Source organism: Kluyvera genomosp. 1 (genome assembly GCF_001266615.1).
GTDB lineage: Bacteria > Pseudomonadota > Gammaproteobacteria > Enterobacterales > Enterobacteriaceae > Kluyvera > Kluyvera cryocrescens_A.
Window position 1 is genome coordinate 113,796 of the sequence record NZ_LGHZ01000021.1, and the last position, 19,030, is coordinate 132,825.

The 19,030-nt window shown below is 50.0% G+C and carries 24 protein-coding genes and 1 pseudogene; 23 read left to right on the plus strand and 2 right to left on the minus strand.

All coding sequences use genetic code 11. The features are described from left to right. Window positions 1–31 precede the first annotated feature (31 nt). Complete coding sequence (locus KP80_RS13210; RefSeq protein ID WP_052284107.1) at window positions 32–226, minus strand: toxin-antitoxin system HicB family antitoxin; 195 nt, start codon at window positions 224–226, stop codon at window positions 32–34. A gap of 134 nt (window positions 227–360) precedes the next feature. Between KP80_RS13210 and KP80_RS22500 the strand changes: the two genes are divergently transcribed. From KP80_RS22500 to KP80_RS13245, 9 genes are all read left to right on the plus strand, one after another. Further along, window positions 361–633, plus strand: coding sequence for a host cell division inhibitor Icd-like protein (locus KP80_RS22500; RefSeq protein WP_072129108.1), 273 nt, complete (start codon window positions 361–363; stop codon window positions 631–633). Then, window positions 626–934, plus strand: a complete 309-nt coding sequence (locus KP80_RS13215) for a hypothetical protein (RefSeq protein ID WP_072129109.1) — start codon at window positions 626–628, stop codon at window positions 932–934. The genes KP80_RS22500 and KP80_RS13215 overlap by 8 nt, the downstream gene beginning before the upstream one ends. Further along, on the plus strand, window positions 931–1,299 hold the full coding sequence (locus KP80_RS13220) for a hypothetical protein (RefSeq protein WP_052284109.1): 369 nt from the start codon (window positions 931–933) through the stop codon (window positions 1,297–1,299). The genes KP80_RS13215 and KP80_RS13220 overlap by 4 nt, the downstream gene beginning before the upstream one ends. Beyond that, window positions 1,296–2,663, plus strand: a complete 1,368-nt coding sequence (locus KP80_RS13225) for a helicase RepA family protein (RefSeq protein WP_082221742.1) — start codon at window positions 1,296–1,298, stop codon at window positions 2,661–2,663. The genes KP80_RS13220 and KP80_RS13225 overlap by 4 nt, the downstream gene beginning before the upstream one ends. Before the next feature lie 145 nt (window positions 2,664–2,808). Then, complete coding sequence (locus tag KP80_RS13230) at window positions 2,809–3,204, plus strand: hypothetical protein (RefSeq protein WP_156315656.1); 396 nt, start codon at window positions 2,809–2,811, stop codon at window positions 3,202–3,204. A 244-nt stretch (window positions 3,205–3,448) separates the two neighbouring features. Continuing rightward, complete coding sequence (locus KP80_RS13235; protein ID WP_052284111.1) at window positions 3,449–3,640, plus strand: hypothetical protein; 192 nt, start codon at window positions 3,449–3,451, stop codon at window positions 3,638–3,640. Continuing rightward, window positions 3,637–5,550, plus strand: a complete 1,914-nt coding sequence (locus KP80_RS13240) for a ClpP-like prohead protease/major capsid protein fusion protein (RefSeq protein ID WP_052284112.1) — start codon at window positions 3,637–3,639, stop codon at window positions 5,548–5,550. The genes KP80_RS13235 and KP80_RS13240 overlap by 4 nt, the downstream gene beginning before the upstream one ends. Window positions 5,551–5,812: 262 nt before the next feature. Further along, window positions 5,813–5,953: a DUF1441 family protein gene (locus KP80_RS23100; protein ID WP_231625927.1), complete on the plus strand. Its 141-nt coding sequence runs from the start codon at window positions 5,813–5,815 to the stop codon at window positions 5,951–5,953. Beyond that, window positions 5,940–6,539: a tail assembly protein gene (locus KP80_RS13245; protein WP_052284113.1), complete on the plus strand. Its 600-nt coding sequence runs from the start codon at window positions 5,940–5,942 to the stop codon at window positions 6,537–6,539. The genes KP80_RS23100 and KP80_RS13245 overlap by 14 nt, the downstream gene beginning before the upstream one ends. A gap of 83 nt (window positions 6,540–6,622) precedes the next feature. Here the strand turns inward: KP80_RS13245 and KP80_RS13250 are convergent, their stop codons facing one another. Further along, window positions 6,623–8,023, minus strand: a complete 1,401-nt coding sequence (locus KP80_RS13250) for a hypothetical protein (RefSeq protein WP_052284114.1) — start codon at window positions 8,021–8,023, stop codon at window positions 6,623–6,625. Between the two features lie 112 nt (window positions 8,024–8,135). Here KP80_RS13250 and KP80_RS13255 point away from each other — a divergent pair. From KP80_RS13255 to KP80_RS13320, 14 genes and pseudogenes are all read left to right on the plus strand, one after another. Continuing rightward, window positions 8,136–9,791, plus strand: a pseudogene (locus KP80_RS13255) (ClpP-like prohead protease/major capsid protein fusion protein); the annotation flags it as partial. A gap of 92 nt (window positions 9,792–9,883) precedes the next feature. Then, window positions 9,884–10,210 carry a DUF2190 family protein gene (locus KP80_RS13260; protein WP_052284115.1) on the plus strand — a complete coding sequence of 109 codons (327 nt, stop codon included), beginning with the start codon at window positions 9,884–9,886 and terminating at the stop codon, window positions 10,208–10,210. Continuing rightward, window positions 10,203–10,478: an ATP-binding protein gene (locus tag KP80_RS13265; RefSeq protein ID WP_052284116.1), complete on the plus strand. Its 276-nt coding sequence runs from the start codon at window positions 10,203–10,205 to the stop codon at window positions 10,476–10,478. Before KP80_RS13260 ends, KP80_RS13265 begins: the two co-directional genes overlap by 8 nt. A gap of 8 nt (window positions 10,479–10,486) precedes the next feature. Next, window positions 10,487–11,065: a phage tail protein gene (locus KP80_RS13270; RefSeq protein ID WP_052284117.1), complete on the plus strand. Its 579-nt coding sequence runs from the start codon at window positions 10,487–10,489 to the stop codon at window positions 11,063–11,065. Beyond that, complete coding sequence (locus KP80_RS13275; RefSeq protein ID WP_052284118.1) at window positions 11,062–11,463, plus strand: phage minor tail U family protein; 402 nt, start codon at window positions 11,062–11,064, stop codon at window positions 11,461–11,463. Before KP80_RS13270 ends, KP80_RS13275 begins: the two co-directional genes overlap by 4 nt. A 10-nt stretch (window positions 11,464–11,473) precedes the next feature. Beyond that, entirely contained in the window at window positions 11,474–12,217 is a 744-nt protein-coding gene (locus KP80_RS13280; protein ID WP_052284119.1) for a phage tail protein, read from the plus strand. A 54-nt stretch (window positions 12,218–12,271) separates the two neighbouring features. After that, window positions 12,272–12,682 carry a phage tail assembly chaperone G gene (gene gpG / locus KP80_RS13285; protein ID WP_052284120.1) on the plus strand — a complete coding sequence of 137 codons (411 nt, stop codon included), beginning with the start codon at window positions 12,272–12,274 and terminating at the stop codon, window positions 12,680–12,682. 65 nt (window positions 12,683–12,747) lie between these two features. Next, window positions 12,748–13,011, plus strand: a complete 264-nt coding sequence (locus KP80_RS13290) for a phage tail assembly protein T (protein WP_052284121.1) — start codon at window positions 12,748–12,750, stop codon at window positions 13,009–13,011. Continuing rightward, window positions 12,995–16,069, plus strand: coding sequence for a phage tail tape measure protein (locus tag KP80_RS13295; protein WP_052284122.1), 3,075 nt, complete (start codon window positions 12,995–12,997; stop codon window positions 16,067–16,069). The genes KP80_RS13290 and KP80_RS13295 overlap by 17 nt, the downstream gene beginning before the upstream one ends. Window positions 16,070–16,089: 20 nt before the next feature. After that, the gene (locus KP80_RS13300; protein WP_052284123.1) at window positions 16,090–16,437 is read left to right on the plus strand and encodes a phage tail protein; all 348 of its coding nucleotides are present in this window, start codon (window positions 16,090–16,092) and stop codon (window positions 16,435–16,437) included. Beyond that, window positions 16,434–17,189 (plus strand): phage minor tail protein L, encoded by a 756-nt coding sequence (locus KP80_RS13305; protein ID WP_052284124.1) that lies wholly within the window; start codon window positions 16,434–16,436, stop codon window positions 17,187–17,189. The genes KP80_RS13300 and KP80_RS13305 overlap by 4 nt, the downstream gene beginning before the upstream one ends. Window position 17,190: 1 nt before the next feature. Continuing rightward, window positions 17,191–17,901, plus strand: a complete 711-nt coding sequence (locus KP80_RS13310) for a C40 family peptidase (protein ID WP_052284125.1) — start codon at window positions 17,191–17,193, stop codon at window positions 17,899–17,901. Between the two features lie 30 nt (window positions 17,902–17,931). After that, window positions 17,932–18,342 (plus strand): hypothetical protein, encoded by a 411-nt coding sequence (locus tag KP80_RS13315; RefSeq protein ID WP_052284126.1) that lies wholly within the window; start codon window positions 17,932–17,934, stop codon window positions 18,340–18,342. Between the two features lie 53 nt (window positions 18,343–18,395). Beyond that, a complete protein-coding gene (locus tag KP80_RS13320; protein ID WP_052284127.1) occupies window positions 18,396–18,986 on the plus strand; it encodes a tail assembly protein in 591 nt (196 codons plus the stop codon). The last annotated feature ends 44 nt before the right edge of the window (window positions 18,987–19,030 follow it).

Sequence of the window (19,030 nt, forward strand, 5' to 3'; positions counted from 1 at the left end):
AAATTCTCTCACTATATAATAATTAACAGAATTAACCTTTAGGGTTTATACCCTGTCTAAGCAGTTCTGCCCTTACTAACTGCTTGATCCAATTACCCAGACTCATCCCTTCTTTTGCAGCAGCGTTCGCCATTTGCTCTTTCAGTTCTGGATTGATACGAATCTGAAAAGCAGGTGCTTTCCCAGAACCTTTAGGCTGTTTATCACGTTGAACAACAGTTGACATGTATGTACCTATTTCATAGTATGACTTCGGATAGGTACACACCTTATCATGTTTTATTTCTATGTAACAACGCCCTGCAGTGCTCGCAACACATACAGGGCGTCTAACCACAACCGTTAACTGGAGTAACGACTATGGCTGGAACACAGCATACCCAAACTCACCCTAAATTTACATGGTTGTTCCTAGGGATGCCTAAAGGACACACATGTAATCCAGTAGTTCTTCGAACAACAGCTGCAACAGAGGAAATTGCTCGTGATGCTTTCAGCGGTTGGGAACTGACCTTCGCAGCAAAAATTCGAACTGAAAGCCCATATTCAGTCACATGGGCAGACCATGACAGCCAGACCCTTTGGTCAATCATCGGCGGGAAAATCGATGTTTCGGGGGTTGCTCATGGCTGATATGCACAATCTCCAGTTACTTATAGACGCTAACTACAATTGTGACGCGAACACGGCGAAACAGGTTTTAACCGCTGCTGATGAAGCTGGTACGACACTTCCGCTTGGTTTGGCATCTATCGGTAACCTGATGTACTTCGCATCTTCTAATGAAGATTACGACGAAGAATCGTTACGTGCCGACATGTTCAATGTTGGATTACTCATGCGTTGCTTGGGCAACTTTCAGGTAGCTATTAGGACGGCAGAAGAAAATGCAGGTGCTGTAGTGCGTAGCGAAAAAGAGGGGGCCGCAGAATGATTAGCAACGTGAAATTTAACGAACTCGAAAAACGCGTAGATCTGCTGGTGGATAAGGTGCTTTCGCTCGAGACGCAGATCAAATCGTTAACTGACAGTCAGGGAGGCGAAATTCCTCCTGGCATGACACCAGTTGCGACGTTGGCGGCAGAGTTTGGTATATCGACCAAAAAGGCTGAGGAGCTGGCGAAGAATACCGGGGTTATGCTGGTTAAGCTGAAATCGGGTGGTTTTATTGCACCTGATGAGAAATTTAGAGAAGCGGCCCGTTTAGTTCTTCGCAGCGCCAAACGCAAATACGGATCTGCTTACTGGTTCCATCCACTGATCGGCAAGTTCCAGATGAGTGGGGGTATTCCAAAATGACAGTACAACTGACAGCTGTAGAAACCGTATCTGATGCCCTGTTTACTTGCTCTTATCAGTGGGCACATGGCAAACAGTACAGTCGTAGTGATTTGGATAAAGCCCTCCACCAGCATAAGGATCCGACTACCCGATACGGGAAGCTGGTGGCACGTCTCAATCAGATAGCTGCAATGCCATACGAGGCGCTTTGTGATGCCGGGTATCTTGATACCGACCGCAAGAAAATGGTTGTCTCTCGCCGTGCCGTTCTGGTGGAAGAGATTGGCGAAGCTGAGATGAATGCATGGTTGTCTGATGTTCAACGGATTCACCGTGTCTTTCCTGATTCCAGTGCAAAGTTCAGAACAAAACTACCGCTCTCCCGGGGTTCTGACGGCTTTGATGTTCGTCAGGACTATATCCTTAAACACTTTTTGCCAGCGCAGTCACTATGCAGTATTTACGGCCCCAGCGGTTCGTATAAGAGCTTTCTCGCGGTTTCGTGGGCCTGTCATATCGCCGCTGGTTTGTCATGGGCAGGGAAGAAGGTATCTCCCGGTGCTGTGCTGTATGTGGTCGGTGAAGGCGGTGTTGGTGTTCCCCGGCGCGTACGGGCATGGGAACAGGTGCACGGTAAACAGGCCGACAATCTTTGGCTAGTTAATCGCCCAGTATTTCCAGTACGTGAGAGTGAGGTTGCTGAAGTGCTCCTGGCTGCCAGGCAAATTGAATCTGAAAGCGGGGTTCCAGTCCGCATGGTGGTGATCGATACGCTTGCCCGTTGCTTTGGTGGCAACGATGAGAACGATGCTCGTGATATGGGGGCGTTTATCGAGGGCTGTGATGTTATCAAACAGAAAACAGGTGCAACGGTGCTGGTAGTCCACCACTCAGGAAAGGATGAGGCGAAAGGTGCTCGCGGCTCCAGTTCTTTCCGTGCTGCGCTTGATACCGAGTTTAACGTTAAGCGTGAAGGGGATGGAAAGGCGCTTATTCTGACCTGCACCAAGATGAAGGATGCAGAAGAACCTGATCGTAAAGCATACGACCTGAAAACGGCGGAGCTTTACACCGATGAGGATGGTGAGTTGGTTTGCTCTCTGGTGGTACATGATGAGCCAAGGGCGGCAAAAGAGGTTGAACCAGAGCTGTCCAATGTGTCACGCCTTAGCGATAACCACCAAGCGTTATGGCAGGCAGTACGCAGTCGAACCGCCAGAGGGGAGTCATGCACAAGATCTGTTATACGTGACGATTTGAAAGCGATTGGTATCGACACTAAGCACTTTAGCCGCTGGGTTCAAAAGTTGGTAGATGATGGATTGATTATTCAGAACGATGATGTATTAACTGTACAGTCATTACGGGAAGTGGTCGTGTAAGTGGGTAGCAGGTGGGGAAGGTTGGGGAAGTGACTCTGTTTTCCCCACTTTGCACCTATATACACAGCCTAAGTGGGTAAAATTGGTGGAAGCCTTGCCATTACTGGTTTGGCGTGGCGTTAGTAAAAATGCTTGTGGGTAGTAAGTGGGAACTCAACCAAGTGGGGAAAATGTGGGGAATATGAAGGAAGAACCAACTCGTAATGTAGTGGATGAAGCATTTGTACGATTTTTCGATACGTTTCATACTGTGGCTGAAAAATCTTCCGGTACTTTAGCAATAGGCATTATCCAGTTTTTGGTCATGGCTACTTCTGTAATAAAAAGAGCTCAAGCTAATGGATTAATGTATTGGGGACTAACATTTTTTGCGGTTGTTTCTACTGTTGGTTTCTTTGTGAGTTTTTTTTCTATAATTAATGTGATTTTAAAACAAAATGAATGCGAGAAATGGATTAAGTATTTGATGATACTACTGTATGCACCTGTTTATGTAGGGGTGATGCTTTCTGCCATTTCAACATATTATTCATTGAATTGATGATGTTTTTTGAGCCAGCTAATAGAAATTAAAATCGCTTGAGGCAGTAGAAAATCGATGAACCAGATACAGGAAGAGCACTAAAACGAAGGTAATGACATGGATGAATATTCTACGCCGGGGAAACCCGGTTTTTTTATGTCTAAATCTGATTAATCTATTTTTCTGATAGAAAATTGTTTACTTACCACTTTTATCGATCAATTATTCGACTTGTACCAATAACCACGATAAGGGCAAGAGAATGGATAACGACAACGATAGCCTCAACCTGGGTGAACCGAAGGGCTGTTCAGTGCACATTGATGCCGCCACTAACCAGCGGCTTAAGCAGTACCGTATTCGCTTCATCAAAGAAAACCCGGGCAAGCCAGTGCCGGGGATCGCGCAAATTATTCGCCATGCCGTGAATCAGTGGCTGGATGGTGCCGAATGAAAAGCTGGTACATCATCAAAGCGGCCGGCGATGCCGGCAGCGCCAATATCAGTATTTACGAGGAGATTGGCGGCTGGGGTATCACTGCCCAGCAGTTCTCTGAGGATCTGAAAGCCCTGGGCGATATTTCCCATATCAGCCTTCACATCCACTCACCCGGCGGCGACGTGTTCGACGGCATCGCTATCTACAACCTTCTGAATAAACACCCGGCAAAAGTCACAGTGCATATCGATGGTCTGGCCGCCTCTATGGCATCAGTCATTGCGATGGCCGGTGACCGTATCGTTATGCCGGAAAACGCACTCATGATGATCCACAAGCCGTGGGGCATTTCAGGCGGCAATGCCAACGATATGCGCGATTACGCCGAGCTGCTGGATAAGGTGGAAAGCGTTCTGATCCCGGCTTACGCCCGCAAAACGGGTAAATCAGCCGAAGTGCTGGGGGCCATGCTTGAGAGTGAGACCTGGATGGATGGCCGTGAATGTGTGGCTCAGGGCTTCGCTGACGAACTGTTACCGGCGGTCAGTGCAATGGCCTGTATTGAATCGAAACGAATTGAGGATTTTGAGCATATGCCAAAAGATATTAAAGGGATGATCACCAGCCCGAAAGGCTCCACCGGCAGCGCGGTACCGGAACAGAACCGCATCAACGGGATTAAAGACCTGTTTGCTATGTTTGGCGGTAAGCATGATTCACTGAAGATGCAGTGCCTGGAGGATGTGGACTGTACGCCGGAAAAAGCGAAAGACATGTTGCTGGCCTCACTGGGCAAAAATGCCACCCCGTCGAACAAAACCGCTGATGCACACATTTACGCAGGTAACGGCAACATCACCGGCGATGCTATCCGCCAGGGACTTTATTCCCGTCTGGGTCACGAACGCGCCGAACGGGGAAACCCTTACGCCATGATGAGCCTGTTTGATATGGCTCAGGCTTCGCTGGTGGATCGCGGCATCAGCGTTAGTGCTTTTGGCAACCGTTCGCAGATTGTGAATATGGCATTTACACACAGCAGTAGCGATTTCTCGCATATCCTGGCTGGTGGTGCTGAAAAGTCGGTGCTGACCGGCTGGCAGAACAGCGGTGAAACATTCCAGCAGTGGACTAAAACCGGCTCGCTCTCCAATTTCCATGAAGCCAAGCGCGTTGGGCTGAATGGCTTCTCTGAGCTGGATAAGGTGCCGGAAGGCGCTGAGTATAAATATGTCACAACCAGTGATAGTGGCGTACCTATCGCTCTGGCGACGTACGGTAATATCTTCTCCATTACCCGCCAGGCCGTCATCAATGACGATTTGAACCAGTTAACGACCATTCCCCAGGCAATGGGCCGCGCTGCGGCGCGTACCGTAGGTAATCTGGTCTACCTCAACCTGACAGCGAACAGTAAGTTCACCGATGGTAAAGCGCTGTTCCACGCCGACCATAAAAACCTCATCGCTAAAGGGATGGATACCGATGGACTCAATGAAGCCCGTAAGGCTATGCGCCTGCAGGAGGATGCGAACGGCGACCCGATCAATGTCATCCCTGCCTATATCCTCGTTCCGGCGGCTCTGGAAGGGGCAGCCAATCGCGCGGTGCTCTCATCTTCCTCGCTGTTCCCGGTAGACCAGGACGGCACGCTGAACCAGAACCCCGGTATTATCAACGTGGTGAAGGATATGGCTCAGGTTGTGGTTGAGCCACGACTGGATAAGTCAGACAACAAGCAGTGGTATGTTGCGGCGGCACAGGGCACAGACACTATCGAGGTGGCTTATCTCGATGGGATGGATACGCCATATCTTGAGCAGCAGGAGGGCTTCACTGTTGATGGTATCGCCTGGAAGGTGCGCATCGATGCAGGTGTGGCCGCGCTGGACTACCGCGGGCTGGTCAAATCGAACGGGGCATAAGAGCAGAGGGCGGCCACGGCTGCCCATTTCTCGTGGGTCCTCCGGGCAGGGCGACCTGCCACGGGGCGGCGGCATCGCGGGAAACGGCTCGTTTTTGAATTCTATTGTCATCATCATCATGTGCTAACTGTTTGATTTTAAATGCATGAAAATGGTGAAAAATAGAAAAGATGATGAATTGTATGTTTTTTGTTCGTCATCTTTGGGGGGAATGATGAAGAAATTACGGTTAACGATTACCGAACTGGCTGGTGCGACGGGGATGCACCGGCAGACCGTATCAAAGCGTCTGCGGGATATCCCACCCGCGCCGGGCAGCAGCTGTAAGAGAAAACTATACGACCTGAAATCAGCCTTATCGGCAATCTATTCCACCGGGGGAAGCCAGAATGCAGAACACTGAAGTAATGACGACCATTAAGCTTAGCGGTTCTTTGGCTAAAACATTTGGTAGGGAACATCAACGCCTGATTACTACGACGCAGGAGGCTATTAGGGCTTTATGCGCAACTATCCCCGGATTCGAAAAGTACCTCAATACGAGTAAATCCCGCGGGCTGACCTTTAGTATATTTCGTGCAAAACAGAATATTGGGGAAGATGATCTGGCATTCCCAAACTGCGGTCGGGAAATTCGGATTGTACCTGTCATCATCGGCAGTAAACGAGCTGGCTTACTGCAGACGATACTAGGCGCGGTCATCATCGCGGCTTCAGCTGTCGGGAGTTATTTCGCACCCGGTAACCCATTTTCAGCATTTGGATATAAGGCTGGTTCAGCAATGATGTTAGGTGGTGTCGTTCAGATGTTGTCACCGCAACCAGCCGGATTAGCAAGTAAACAGGATGCGGATAACAAGGCTTCCTATGCTTTTGGTGGTGTAACGAACACAACCGCCCAGGGGAATCCCGTTCCGTTGTGTTACGGCAAGCGCCGCATCGGTGGAGCAATTATTTCAGCAGGGATCTACGTAGAAGATAAAGCTTAGAAATACAGCTATTACCTGGGTGATATAGGAAGGGAAGGTGGCCGTTCAACACAATTGAACGGCTACCTTCCTAATAATTTATCTTATTTCTCTTTCTCTTTCTCTTTCTCTTTCTCTTTCTCTTTCTCTGGCATTACGCGATCTATGATTTCCTTATTGATTTTAGATGTCGTGTTAATTAATTCATTTATTTTATCGACTTCCATTTGATGTGATTTTTTGTCTATAGAGTTCAGTGGTGAGCTTAATATTGATTTAAGGATGTTATCCATAAATAACGATGACTTGTCAGTGTCATTTTTGTTTATTTCTTGCTTGAAAGACACAAGGGTTTCAGATAATAATTTCTTATGTGCGTAGTCCTCACTGATATTGTTTTGCTTAACATATTGCATAGCACTAAATGCAAAAAAACCTATCAGTACAGGAATCATTGAGAACCGGGCAAAGAATAATAATAATAAGTGAGACTCTTGACCTGTAGGTGGATATGAGCTAGCTTCATTCATCATTAAGAGCATGTAAATTACGAATGCAATGCATACACCTGCTGCAATCATTGATGTAATGGCCCAGAATATTTTATTCTTATTTGCAGTTTTGTATGCGTCTCTAAAGTGCCTTGATAGCCTGTATGTGCCAGATAGTTTTAATGCGGAGTTTGCCTTTGAGTTCAGTTCCTTAGCATTTTCTATTTCAGCTGAGATGATTCCCTTAATTTGCTCAATTTCTGTTTTTTTATCAAGGAGGTTTTTGATTTCAGTTGCTGTACTTGCTGATTGTCTTGCTATTTCAGCTTGCATTAATTTGTTTGTTTTGACTATGTTGTTTAATGTTTCATCGGCAGTTCTTAGTTTTTCATTGGAAGTGTCTATGCCACTTAGTGCATCTCTGCTCCTGTTTAGGATATATTCTATTTCAGAACCTGATTTTTCAAGTTTCTGGCTCTCTGCATGTAAGTCTGTAACAAGTCTTATTATTTTTTCATGAGCTATTGAATTTCTATCTGCGAGTTCTCTGATTTGACTTGCACTTATTTCGATCTCATTTTTTACTTCTGTTACCTTTGCTAGTTCATTAGCTGCTAGGTTTTTAAACATAGCAACATTTGAGGATTGATTTTGTGATCCTTGGATAAACTTTGATATTCTTGAATATTTTTTTAGATCATCGTTAATGTTTGAAATGTTTGAGAATACTTCATTTGAGAAAATATCTAAAAGAATAGATGATGTGTAGTTATCTATAAGTTTCAGTAAGGAAATAATATTTTCTTTTTCTTCTCGTGTAAAAAAATCGCCATAGGCGAAAGGGTTGAATTTATTTATTATCGAAACTTGTTCGCTAGTGTTCTCAAGAAAGTTAATCCTTCTTTTTACTGTATTTACATATTTTTGATCAGGAATGCTTTTAAGCCCACTTATAATCTTCTCAATATTACCAAAAATAGATGCTGTAGTTGATGAAAATTCATTCAGATTCATGCTTTACCCATTTTAAATTTGCGTATTGCGGTGTGTATTGCAAGAGGTTCGGAAGGTAAACATTTTGAGGAAAAAGCCTCTAATAATCAAGGGGCTGTTTTCAATGGGTTGCATGATGATCCACAAGCCATGGGGATTCTCCGGCGGCGATGCGAACGATATGCGCGACTACGCTGACCTGCTGGATAAAGTCGAATCTGTCCTTATCCCCGCGTATGCGGAGAAAACCGGGAAATCGACCGAAGAGATCGCCGCCATGCTGGAAGATGAAACCTGGATGGATGGTAAAGAGTGTCTCGAGCTGGGCTTTGCAGACCAGGTCACAACGTCTCTGCAGGCGATGGCCTGTATTCAATCAAAACGTATTGAGGATTTTGAAAAAATGCCAAAAAGCATTCGTAATATGGTCACCCCGCCACGTAACACCGCCCAGCGTGACCCACAGCAGCCACAACCGCAGGCAGCGGCTCCAGTGCCTGCTACCGTCACTGATGAGGCGACTATCCGCGCCCAGGTGCTTACCGAGCAAAAGAACCGCGTTAATGCGATTAACGATCTCTTTGCAATGTTCGGTGGCAAACATCAGGAGCTGCAGAATAAATGCATCGCGGATCCGGAGTGCAGCGTTGCGCAGGCAAAAGATGATTTGTTGGCGGCGCTGGGTAAAACCGCCATGCCGTCGAATAAAACCACCGACGCGCACATTTACGCTGGTAACGGTAACTTTGTGGGGGATGGTGTTCGCCAGGCTCTGATGGCTCGCGCAGGCTTCGAAAGCATGGAGCGTGACAACGTCTACAACGGTATGACGCTGCGCGAATATGCCCGTATGGCACTGACTGAGCGCGGCATTGGCGTTTCCAGCTATAACCCGATGCAGATGGTTGGCATGGCGCTGACCCACAGTACGTCGGACTTCGGTAACATCCTGCTGGATGTTGCTAATAAAGCGCTGCTGCAGGGCTGGGAAGAGGCGGCAGAAACCTTTGAGCAGTGGACCAAAAAAGGCCAGTTGTCTGACTTTAAAACGGCCCACCGTGTCGGTCTGGGAGGCTTCCCATCTCTGCGTCAGGTTCGCGAAGGTGCCGAATATAAGCATGTGACCACCAAAGATAAAGGTGAGAGCATCGCGCTGGCCACCTATGGGGAAATCTTCTCCATTACCCGCCAGGCGATTATCAACGACGATATGAACCAGCTGACGGACGTGCCAATGAAAATGGGCCGTGCGGCAAAAGGAACGATCGGCGATCTGGTATATGCCGTCCTGACCGATAACGTTAAATTGTCCGATGGTAAGGCGCTGTTCCATGCTGATCACGCCAACCTGTCTGCTGGTGCTATTTCTGTGGGCAGCCTGGATGACGCGCGCAAGATGATGCGCCTGCAGAAAGAGGGTGAACGTTTCCTGAACATTCGCCCGGCTTATATGCTGGTGCCGGTGGCACTCGAAACCCTGGCGAACCAGACAATCAAGTCCGCCAGTGTGAAAGGTGCAGATATCAACTCCGGCATTAATAACCCGATTCAGAACTTTGCTGAGGTCATCGCAGAGCCGCGTCTGGATGCTAAAGACAGCAATGCCTGGTATCTGGCTGCTGCGAAAGGCTCTGACACTATCGAAGTGGCTTACCTGAATGGCGTGGATACACCGTATATCGACCAGCAGGAAGGTTTCTCGACCGATGGCATCGCGACCAAAGTGCGCATCGATGCCGGTGTTTCCCCTCTGGATTATCGCGGCCTGGCGAAATCAACCGGGAAATAATCCCCTTCAACTAAGTAGTAACTCTACAGCCCATCAGGGCTTTTTTTATATCTGAATTCGGCCCCGCGTGGGGCCGGATGGAGACTGATTTTATGGCGAAGAATTTTGTACAACCTGGCAAAACCATTGTGATTGCCAATGCGGGTAACACTGCGATCCTGAGCGGCTCGCCGGTGCTGGTGGGGAAAGTGGTGGCTGTGGCCATCACGGATATTGAGGAAGGCCTGGTGGGCGATGGTTTTGCCGAAGGGGTTTTCCTTCTGCCTAAGCTGTCTGCCGACGCCATTACCATTGGTGTGCAGGTTCATATCAAAGATGGCGTAGTGCAGCTCGATGCGACTGATGCCGATCTGGCTGGGGTTGCGTGGGAGGACGCTGCTGCTGGTTCATCTACCGTAGCTGTGAAAATCAATGCCTAATCCTTTTGACAAACTTGCCAGCCGCATGGATGCGGCCACGGTCAACAAAATGGGCAAGCCGGCGACCATTAACGGTGAGCCCATGATTGTTGTGCCGGCTGAATCGCTGGAGGAAATGGGACCACTGGCGGGAACCGGACGGGCGCTGGTGGTTTTTACTGCTGGATATCGGCCCCGCCGTGGTGATCTGGTCGTTTTTGAGGGCGAGGATTTTCACCTGACCCGACACGAACGATTTAACGGTAAACCGCGCATCTTTATCGAATAGGAGGGGGTATGGCGGTTAAAGGGCTTGAGCGTGCTATCCAGAACCTGAATAGCCTGAGTCGATTGATAGTGCCAGATGCGACCGCCAAAGCACTTAATCGTATGGCGGGGCGGACTATCAGCCAGGGGAGCAGAAAGGTAGCCAAAGAGGCTACGGTTGACGATAACCGCAAAAAGGGGCTCCCGGTCAGGCTGGTCAGGCAACGTTCTCGATTGCGTAAGGCCCGCCATGATCGACTTATTGCCTCCATCAAAATCAACCGCGGTAACTTACCCGCGATCAAACTAGGTACCGCTCATGTGCGGCTTGCCCGACGTAAAGGGGCAAAGCATGGGCAGGGAAGCGTACTGAAAGTAGGCCCGTATACCTTCCGGAATGCTTTTCTACAGCAACTCAGCAACGGCCGATGGCAGGTGATGCGGCGTGTCGGTAAGGCGCGTTACCCGATTGACGTAGTGAAAGTTCCACTGGATGCCCAGCTAACGCAGGCATTCACCACAATCTCTAAAAACCTTATCCAGAGTGATATGCCCAAAGAGCTGTCCTCTGCGCTGAAAAACCAACTGAGGATCCACCTGAAGCGATGAGCAAACATAGCGCTATTCGCGCCGCTATTCTGGCGAAACTCAAGAACGATATTACCGGAGATGTGACCTGGTTCGACGGTCGGCCGGCGTTTCTTGAAGAGCAGGATCTTCCCGCCGTCGCCGTTTATTTGTCAGATGCTGAATACGCCGGTCAAACGCTGGATGAGGATGACTGGCAGGCCGTCTTGCATGTTGAGGTGTTCCTGAAAGCGTCTAACCCTGACACCGCGCTGGATAACTGGATGGAGGAAAAAGTTTATCCAGCCATGGCCGCCGTTCCCCAGCTTGATGAGTTAATCGAAACGATAACCCCGCAGGGCTATGACTATCAGCGTGATGATGAGATGGCCACGTGGGGTTCGGTTGATCTGACTTACTCCATTACTTATTCAATGTAAGGAAATCATAATGCCAACACCAAACCCTCTCGCACCGGTAAAAGGTGCGGGTACTACTTTATGGCTTTATACCGGTACCGGCGATCCCTATGCCAACCCGCTGAGTGATGCAGACTGGACCCGGCTGGCAAAAATCAAGGATTTAACACCGGGGGAAATGACCGCCGAATCCTACGATGACACCTACCTCGATGATGAAGATGCGGACTGGAGCTCTACCGCACAGGGGGAGAAATCTGCGGGTGATACCAGTTTTACCCTCGCGTGGAAGCCGGGCGAAAGCGGCCAGCAGGGGCTGGTTGAATGGTTCACTCAGGGCGATGTCCGCGGCTACAAAATCAAGTATCCGAACGGCGCTGTTGATGTATTCCGTGGCTGGCTGAGCAGCCTGGGTAAAGCGGTACCCGCGAAAGAGGTCATTACGCGCACTGTCAAAGTGACTAACTCTGGCAAACCGTCTCTGGCAGAAGAGGATCGCTCGGCTAATGTCGCTGTAACAGGCCTCAGCGTGGCACCGAAAACCCTGGCACTGGCTGTTGGTGCAACGAATACGCTTACCTTCAGCATTCTGCCTGCCGGGGCAACGGATCAATCTCTCCGGGTTGTGTCGGCTGATAAGTCGATAGCCTCTATCACTGTTGCGGACAACATTGTCACGGTTACGGGCGTAGCTGCCGGTGAGGCCGAGATTATCGGTATGACTCCGGATGGTGAGTATGTTGCTATTGCAACGCTCACCGTCACCGCTCCCTGATTAATTCCCTCTGATACGGCTCCTTTCCGGAGCCTTTTTAACAGGCAAAAAAACATGTCATTTCTGAAAAAAGAATCCCTTCCCCTAGAAGGTGGCAGCGTCGTGCTTTATGAACTGTCAGCACTGCAGCGTGCTGATTATTTTGACTATCTGGCGAGCCTTGAAGGAGATACGCCGGAAGACATTTCCGAGATGAAGCGTATGGCGCTGATGGTGAAGCGAAATGTTCAGGTTAATGCCTGGGTTGTTTCCCGTTCACTGTGGCAGAGCGCGCCGGATCGTGATGAAGATGAATTGCATCTGGAAGTAATGCGCACCTGGTCTTCGGAAGCCCTGAATATTGCGGTCGTAAAGGTTCTGGAGCTCAGCGGCATGGCTCCGAAACCCGGAACAGAAGGTGACGATAACACCGGCGCAGAGGATGAGCCCAGCATCAAGGGCGAACAGGCACCCCTGGCAAAATAGCCGCCCGTGAGCGCAGCTTTGTGCATCGGCTGGCGCGCGAGTTCAGGCGCCCGGACTGGCGGCGCATGTTAAGCGAAATGAGTGCGACGGAATATTCTGGCTGGGTCAATCATTTTGCCGCGACGCCATTCAGTGAAGAATTGCTGGATGCTGAGTTTGCGACGACCAAAGGGCTGATTGTAACGATGCTCACGGGCAACAGTGACATAGATGATGCTGATTTCAGCCTCCTTTCTAAACCGGATGATGAGCCAGAAAAAACGGATGATGATCTGATGCTGGCGGGAGAGGGGATATTTGGGGGGGTAAGGTATGGCCCAGCAGATTAGCGATTTAGTTATTAACCTCGACGTGGATAGCGCCACGTTTGCTGAACAGGTTGCCCGAATTAAAGGGCAGCTCACCGGCATGGCCGATGAGTCGGAGAAATCGCAGTCACGGATTGCTCAGGCTACCGAGCGGCAGGCAGCGGCATTTAAGCAGATGGGGGATGCTGGAACCCGAGCGGCGAATGATATGCAGGAGAAGCAGTCAGCCGCTGCTGATGCAATGGCAAATGACTGGAAAAAGACAGCCGCGGCAGTGGAGGAGACACACCAGCGTGTTGCTGCCTTTAACCAGAAATTGCAGGAGAACAGCAATAATGCTGCTGCAACGGGGAAACAGCAGGATGAACTGACCGAAGTCTTTTTCCGGCAAATTGATGGCGCAAAACGTCTTACCGGGGAAACAAACTCGCTGGCTACCGCCCAGGCGCAATTCCGTAATGCCCGTTCTCAGGGGATGATTTCTCAGCAGGACTATCTTGTCCTGCTATCCCGAACAGCAGAGCGGCAGAAGGAACTTAGCCAGGAAGAAGAAAAGGCTAGTGCGGCGCGTACCCGTTTTATCCAGAGCCTGAAATCTCAGGTTGCGGCGCAGAACCTCTCTAATACCGAAATGTTGCGCTTTAAAGCGGCACAGCTTGGCGTCAGTGATGCTGCGGACATCTATATCCGGAAACTGGATACTGCGAAAACGGCCACGCGTGGGCTTGGCATCCAGAGTGCCGCGGCGAGACGTGAGCTCGGTGTACTGGTCGGCGAGCTGGCGAGAGGCAATTTTGGCTCACTGCGGGGATCGGGGATCACGCTTGCAAACCGGGCTGGCTGGATAGAGCAGTTGATGACGTTACGCGGGCTGGGGATCGCTGGTGCTGTGGGCGGCATTGCGGCCTCAATCTACGGCCTGAGTAAAGCCTGGTATGAGGGAAGTCAGGAATCAGTCGAATTTAATAAGCAGCTGATCCTGACCGGGAACTATGCGGGTAAGACGGCTGGCCAGCTGGCAGACCTGGCTAAATCCATTGCGGGAAATCATGGCTCTCAGGCAACCAGCGCCGCTGCTCTGGCACAGGTTGTCGGCAGCGGTAGCTTTAAAGGCTCCCAGATTGAGAGCATCACACGTGCCGCTGTTGCAATGCAGGAAGCGACCGGGAAATCTGTTGATGAAACGATCAAGAATTTCCAGAAGCTTTATGATTCTCCAATCAAAGGCTCTGCGGAACTTAATGCGCAACTGAACTACCTGACCGCCGCACAGTTTGAATATATCTCGTCACTCGAGCGGCGCGGTGATAAAGAAACGGCTGGGCAGGTTGCGGCCGATGCTTATAGCCGATCTGAGCAGCAGCGCAGCCAGCAGTTACTGGATAATCTTGGCCTGGTAGAAAGGGCTGCGTTAGCCACCCGCAATGCTTTCAAAGGTATGTGGGATGAATTGCTGAACATCGGACGTGGTAGCGGTGGTGACGCGACTAAGCTCCAGACGATGAAAGACACGCTTACGGAAATTCAGGAGAACAGCACACAGGGACTCTGGGGGCGCTTCAAAAATAATGCAATGGGCGTGGATAAAGCCCAGCTTGAGGCGAACATTAAAAACCTCGAGTTTGTTATTGCGTCCCAGGAGGGTTACAACCAGAAAAAAGCCGAGTTCAACCAGATCAACAAAGATGGAATTGAAGCACAGGTTGCGTTCAATAAATATCTTGATGCCGGTACGACTCAGGCGGAAAAGCGAGCGCTGGCGCAAAAGGATCTCAATAAAGCCATTGCCGATAATGCTAAAGCGGCAAAAGCCACGCAGACCCTTCCTGATGGCGAACGGGTTAAGCTCTGGAGTCCGGAAGACATCGCAAAAGCGCGCGCCGGGATTGAGAAGCAATTCAAAGATCCAAAAACGCCGAAAGCTAAAGCCTACACGACATCTGCAGGTGACAAAGCTGAAGATAACGGCCAACGGGATTTGCTGGCGCTCCAGTCTCAGCTGAGCGTACTACAACAGCATAAGAACGTTACTGATACGATTAGTCAGCAGCGTAAAGAGCTCTGGACTACAGAAGCGCAGTTTTCTGTGCTGGAAGCCGCCTCCCGGACTCGCCAGTTATCGCTACAGGAAAAATCTCTGCTGTCGAGCAAAAATCAGGTCCTCGACCTGGCGCAGCAAAAGGCGCTGCTGGGTGACCAGATTGTCGCGCAGGAGCAGCTTAACAAGCGTATGGATTCCGCGGCGAAATATGCAACCCAGATGGCCGAGAAGCAATCCGCACTGACCGGTAGCGCGACGCTGAGTGACCGCATGGCTGGACGTGAATCGACGTTTGCCCAGTTGCGTAGCGGGTGGAAAAATTCCGGAGGTAGCCTGCAGGACGAGGGGTATCAACAACAACTTAAAGCAACCCAGGACTATTATGCGGCGGAAGATAAGCTGCGGGGTGACTGGTCATCAGGCGTACAGAAAAGCTGGGCTGAATACGCTGATGCTTCTACCAACACCTATGACCAGATGAAGAGCGCCGGAACCGCGGCGTTGAATGGACTCACTTCACAGCTGAATACTTTCCTTACTACTGGCAAAGGGAATTTCAAAGATTTCACCAAATCCATTCTTAGTATGCTTTCCGAAATCTTAATCAAAATGTCCCTTGTGAATGGCGTAAATAGCGTGGCCAATGCTTTTGGCTTTACTGCAAATGCTAATGGTGGCGTTTATAACTCAGCATCGCTTAGCGCATACAGCGGCAGTGTTGTGGACCGGCCAACATTCTTTGCGTTTGCGAAGGGCGGTGGCGTTATGGGCGAAGCAGGTCCGGAGGCCATTTTGCCTTTACGACGTGGTGCAAACGGCAAGCTTGGCGTGGTTGCCGGAAGTGCTGGAGCTGGCAGTCCGGTATTCCAGAACACCATTGTTATTCAGAGCGATGGCACGGCTTCCGCAAAATCGTCGGGCGGTAACGATGCGATGAGCGGGGCAATGATGAAGATGCTCAACCAATTCTGTCAGGACAACATCACCAAAGCACTTCGCCCTGGCGGGCAGCTTTTCAATGCGATGAAAACGCGCTAATCCATTCACTCAGGAACGTTATGGCAATTAACACTTTTATCTGGCCCATTCAGGTGTCAGGGCAGCCTGCGGCCGAATATACCCGGACGGTCAGAAAAGCCCAATTCGGTGACGGATATCAGCAGGTTTCAGAGGGCGGTATTAATTCGGAAAGTATCAAGTTCTCATATTCATACCGCGGCCCGCTGGCAACGGCTCTCGCTATCAGGGATTTCTGCCGCGAACATTGCACCCGCGCTTTTATATTCACCCCTCCGCATGGTGAGAAGGGGCTTTATCGTGTTGCTGCTGACTCAATCAAGCTCCTGCCTAACGGTAAGACTCAGGCAACCATTTCCGCAACATTTGAACAGGCGTTTGCACCATGAGCATAAACAGTGATTATCAGAAACTCGAACCTGGCAATGTCGTCCGGCTTTTTGATGTCGATGGCACTGCATTTGGTGTTGGTGATGTGCTCCGCTTCCATGCTCATAATATTGCCCATACCCCGGAGGAAATCACAGCCGCCAGCGGGGATGAGGACAAGCTACCCGCAAAATCTATCTGGTGGCAGGGGCTGGAATATAAACCCTGGCCCTGCGAGATCGAAGGGATTGAGACGACTACCGACGGAACCAGCGCACAGCCGACGTTATCCGTCGCTAATCTTGATAGTTCCATTACCGCGCTGTGCCTTGCTTACGATGATCTGCTGCAGGCGAAAGTCACTATCCACGACACGCTGGCGCAGTACCTGGACGCGGCAAACTATCCGGAGGGAAACCCGACGGCGGATCCGCAGCAGGAAAAGCTGAAGGTGTTTTATATCGATGCTAAAGACAGCGAAACGAATGAGACCGTGACGTTTAAGCTCACCAGCCCGATGGATCTGCAGGGGCTGATGATCCCGACACGGCAATTGCATTCGCTTTGCACCTGGTGCATCCGTAACAAGTACCGCTCCGGTGATGGCTGTGATTATGCCGGGAACCGCTATTTCGATAAGCACAACAACCCGGTTGATGATCCCTCTCTGGATGAATGCTCCGGCACGCTGACGGCGTGCAAACTTCGCTTCGGCGACGGAAACGAGCTGCCGTTTGGTGGCTTTCCGGGCACTTCCCTTATCAGGAGCTGATATGCGACAGAAAATTATCGATGCCATCATGGCGCATGCCGCCGCTGAGTACCCGCGGGAGTGTTGCGGCGTTGTGGTGCAGAAAAGCCGGGTGCAGCGTTACATTCCCTGCCGCAATCTGGCAACGGACCCGACTGAACATTTCCACCTGTCACCGGAGGACTACGCCGCAGCCGAAGATCTGGGGACGGTTGTCGCCATTGTTCACAGTCACCCGGACGCCACAACGCAGCCGAGCGAACTGGATAAGGCACAGTGTGATGCTACCCTGCTGCCCTGGCATATCGCCAGCTGGCCGGAAGGGGATATTCGCACCATTCAACCGCGCGGCGAGTTACCGCTGCTGGAGCGCCCGTTCGTGCTCGGGCATTTCGATTGCTGGGGGCTGGTGATGAGTTATTTCCGGCAGACGCATGGCATTGAGCTGACAGATTACCGCGTGGATTATCCCTGGTGGGAGGACCAGTACCCGGAGAACTTTTACCGTGATTGCTGGTATGAATGCGGGTTCCGGGAGTTTACTGGACCGCCGCGCGCGGGCGACATGGTTATCATGCAAGTGCAGGCTAATAAGTGGAATCATGCCGGGATCCTGCTGGAAAACAACATGCTATTGCATCATCTGTATGGGCATTTGAGCCAGCGTGTTCCCTATGGTGGCTACTGGCAGGAACGGACAATGAAGGTACTACGACATAAATCTCTGTGCTAACCTTTTGCATTATCAAAAGGGGATAGGGATATGAAAAAGACTTTGCTGCTTCTAATAGCAATGGGCGTATCGGGTTGTTCTACTGAACCTGTGTTACCGCAAAATGCGAAAGAAGTTAATGCTGCTGTTGAATTCCACCAAAAACCGAATACAACAGAAGTAACCATTATTCGCGATAAGGGGTTTGTTGCTGGTGGGTGTGCCATCACATCCTATGTGAATGGAGTACCAGTTGCTGAACTTGAAACAGGGGAAAAAGTAAGAGCTTTTTTACCCGCGGGTGAAACCGTTATTGGCGCAGGGTTTGCTGGTAAAGGGCTTTGTAACGGAGCTGCGAAAAAAGAGAGAGAGTTTATCATTAGACCTGACTCCCCGAGGGTATTGAGAATATTCACAGACCAGAGTGGTAATGTCGATATTTTGCCAATGACCGCGAATTAAAGCCTATTTAATACATAAAACCACCTTCGGGTGGTTTTTTATTGGAGACAAAAATGCAAGAGGTAATGACCCAAATTGAGCTGCATGGGGCTTTGGGTAAAATTTTTGGCAAAACCCACCATCGTGTGGTTAGCACTGCTCGCGAAGCGTGCAGGGCATTATCTTCAACAATTAAAGGCTTCGAGCAGTACATGAACACGAGTAAGCAGCGCGGCCTAACTTACGCGGTGTATCGGGGACATAAAAATATTGGTGAGGACGACTTAGGTTTTCCTGTGACGGGTGAAGTAATACGAATTGTGCCCATAACTATCGGTAGTAAAAAAGCAGGCCTTCTTCAAACAATTCTAGGCGCTGTATTAGTTGCTGTCGGCGTCGTTCTAAACTTCACGCCTTTTGCAGGGGCATCTCCTTTCTTTTATCAGGCGGGTGGGGCATTGATCATAGGGGGAATTGTGCAGATGTTATCCCCTCAGCCTAGCGGGTTAGCGAGTAAGCAAGATGCCGATAATCAGGCTTCCTACGCCTTTGGTGGTGTGACGAATACCGCAGCCCAGGGTAATCCAGTTCCTCTTCTGTATGGCCGACGGCTTATAGGTGGTGCAATTATTTCTGCGGGTATCTACGTCGAAGATAAGCAGTAGTAAATATTATTTCTAATAACCACTTTCGGGTGGTTTTTTTATGG

Bases quoted from the DNA above. Each gene is read 5' to 3' on its own strand.
- KP80_RS13210 (WP_052284107.1), bottom strand. From the start codon at position 226: ATGTCAACTGTTGTTCAACGTGATAAACAGCCTAAAGGTTCTGGGAAA.
- KP80_RS22500 (WP_072129108.1), top strand. From the start codon at position 361: ATGGCTGGAACACAGCATACCCAAACTCACCCTAAATTTACATGGTTG.
- KP80_RS13215 (WP_072129109.1), top strand. From the start codon at position 626: ATGGCTGATATGCACAATCTCCAGTTACTTATAGACGCTAACTACAAT.
- KP80_RS13220 (WP_052284109.1), top strand. From the start codon at position 931: ATGATTAGCAACGTGAAATTTAACGAACTCGAAAAACGCGTAGATCTG.
- KP80_RS13225 (WP_082221742.1), top strand. From the start codon at position 1,296: ATGACAGTACAACTGACAGCTGTAGAAACCGTATCTGATGCCCTGTTT.
- KP80_RS13235 (WP_052284111.1), top strand. From the start codon at position 3,449: ATGGATAACGACAACGATAGCCTCAACCTGGGTGAACCGAAGGGCTGT.
- KP80_RS13240 (WP_052284112.1), top strand. From the start codon at position 3,637: ATGAAAAGCTGGTACATCATCAAAGCGGCCGGCGATGCCGGCAGCGCC.
- KP80_RS23100 (WP_231625927.1), top strand. From the start codon at position 5,813: ATGCACCGGCAGACCGTATCAAAGCGTCTGCGGGATATCCCACCCGCG.
- KP80_RS13245 (WP_052284113.1), top strand. From the start codon at position 5,940: ATGCAGAACACTGAAGTAATGACGACCATTAAGCTTAGCGGTTCTTTG.
- KP80_RS13250 (WP_052284114.1), bottom strand. From the start codon at position 8,023: ATGAATCTGAATGAATTTTCATCAACTACAGCATCTATTTTTGGTAAT.
- KP80_RS13260 (WP_052284115.1), top strand. From the start codon at position 9,884: ATGGCGAAGAATTTTGTACAACCTGGCAAAACCATTGTGATTGCCAAT.
- KP80_RS13265 (WP_052284116.1), top strand. From the start codon at position 10,203: ATGCCTAATCCTTTTGACAAACTTGCCAGCCGCATGGATGCGGCCACG.
- KP80_RS13270 (WP_052284117.1), top strand. From the start codon at position 10,487: ATGGCGGTTAAAGGGCTTGAGCGTGCTATCCAGAACCTGAATAGCCTG.
- KP80_RS13275 (WP_052284118.1), top strand. From the start codon at position 11,062: ATGAGCAAACATAGCGCTATTCGCGCCGCTATTCTGGCGAAACTCAAG.
- KP80_RS13280 (WP_052284119.1), top strand. From the start codon at position 11,474: ATGCCAACACCAAACCCTCTCGCACCGGTAAAAGGTGCGGGTACTACT.
- gpG (WP_052284120.1), top strand. From the start codon at position 12,272: ATGTCATTTCTGAAAAAAGAATCCCTTCCCCTAGAAGGTGGCAGCGTC.
- KP80_RS13290 (WP_052284121.1), top strand. From the start codon at position 12,748: ATGTTAAGCGAAATGAGTGCGACGGAATATTCTGGCTGGGTCAATCAT.
- KP80_RS13295 (WP_052284122.1), top strand. From the start codon at position 12,995: ATGGCCCAGCAGATTAGCGATTTAGTTATTAACCTCGACGTGGATAGC.
- KP80_RS13300 (WP_052284123.1), top strand. From the start codon at position 16,090: ATGGCAATTAACACTTTTATCTGGCCCATTCAGGTGTCAGGGCAGCCT.
- KP80_RS13305 (WP_052284124.1), top strand. From the start codon at position 16,434: ATGAGCATAAACAGTGATTATCAGAAACTCGAACCTGGCAATGTCGTC.
- KP80_RS13310 (WP_052284125.1), top strand. From the start codon at position 17,191: ATGCGACAGAAAATTATCGATGCCATCATGGCGCATGCCGCCGCTGAG.
- KP80_RS13315 (WP_052284126.1), top strand. From the start codon at position 17,932: ATGAAAAAGACTTTGCTGCTTCTAATAGCAATGGGCGTATCGGGTTGT.
- KP80_RS13320 (WP_052284127.1), top strand. From the start codon at position 18,396: ATGCAAGAGGTAATGACCCAAATTGAGCTGCATGGGGCTTTGGGTAAA.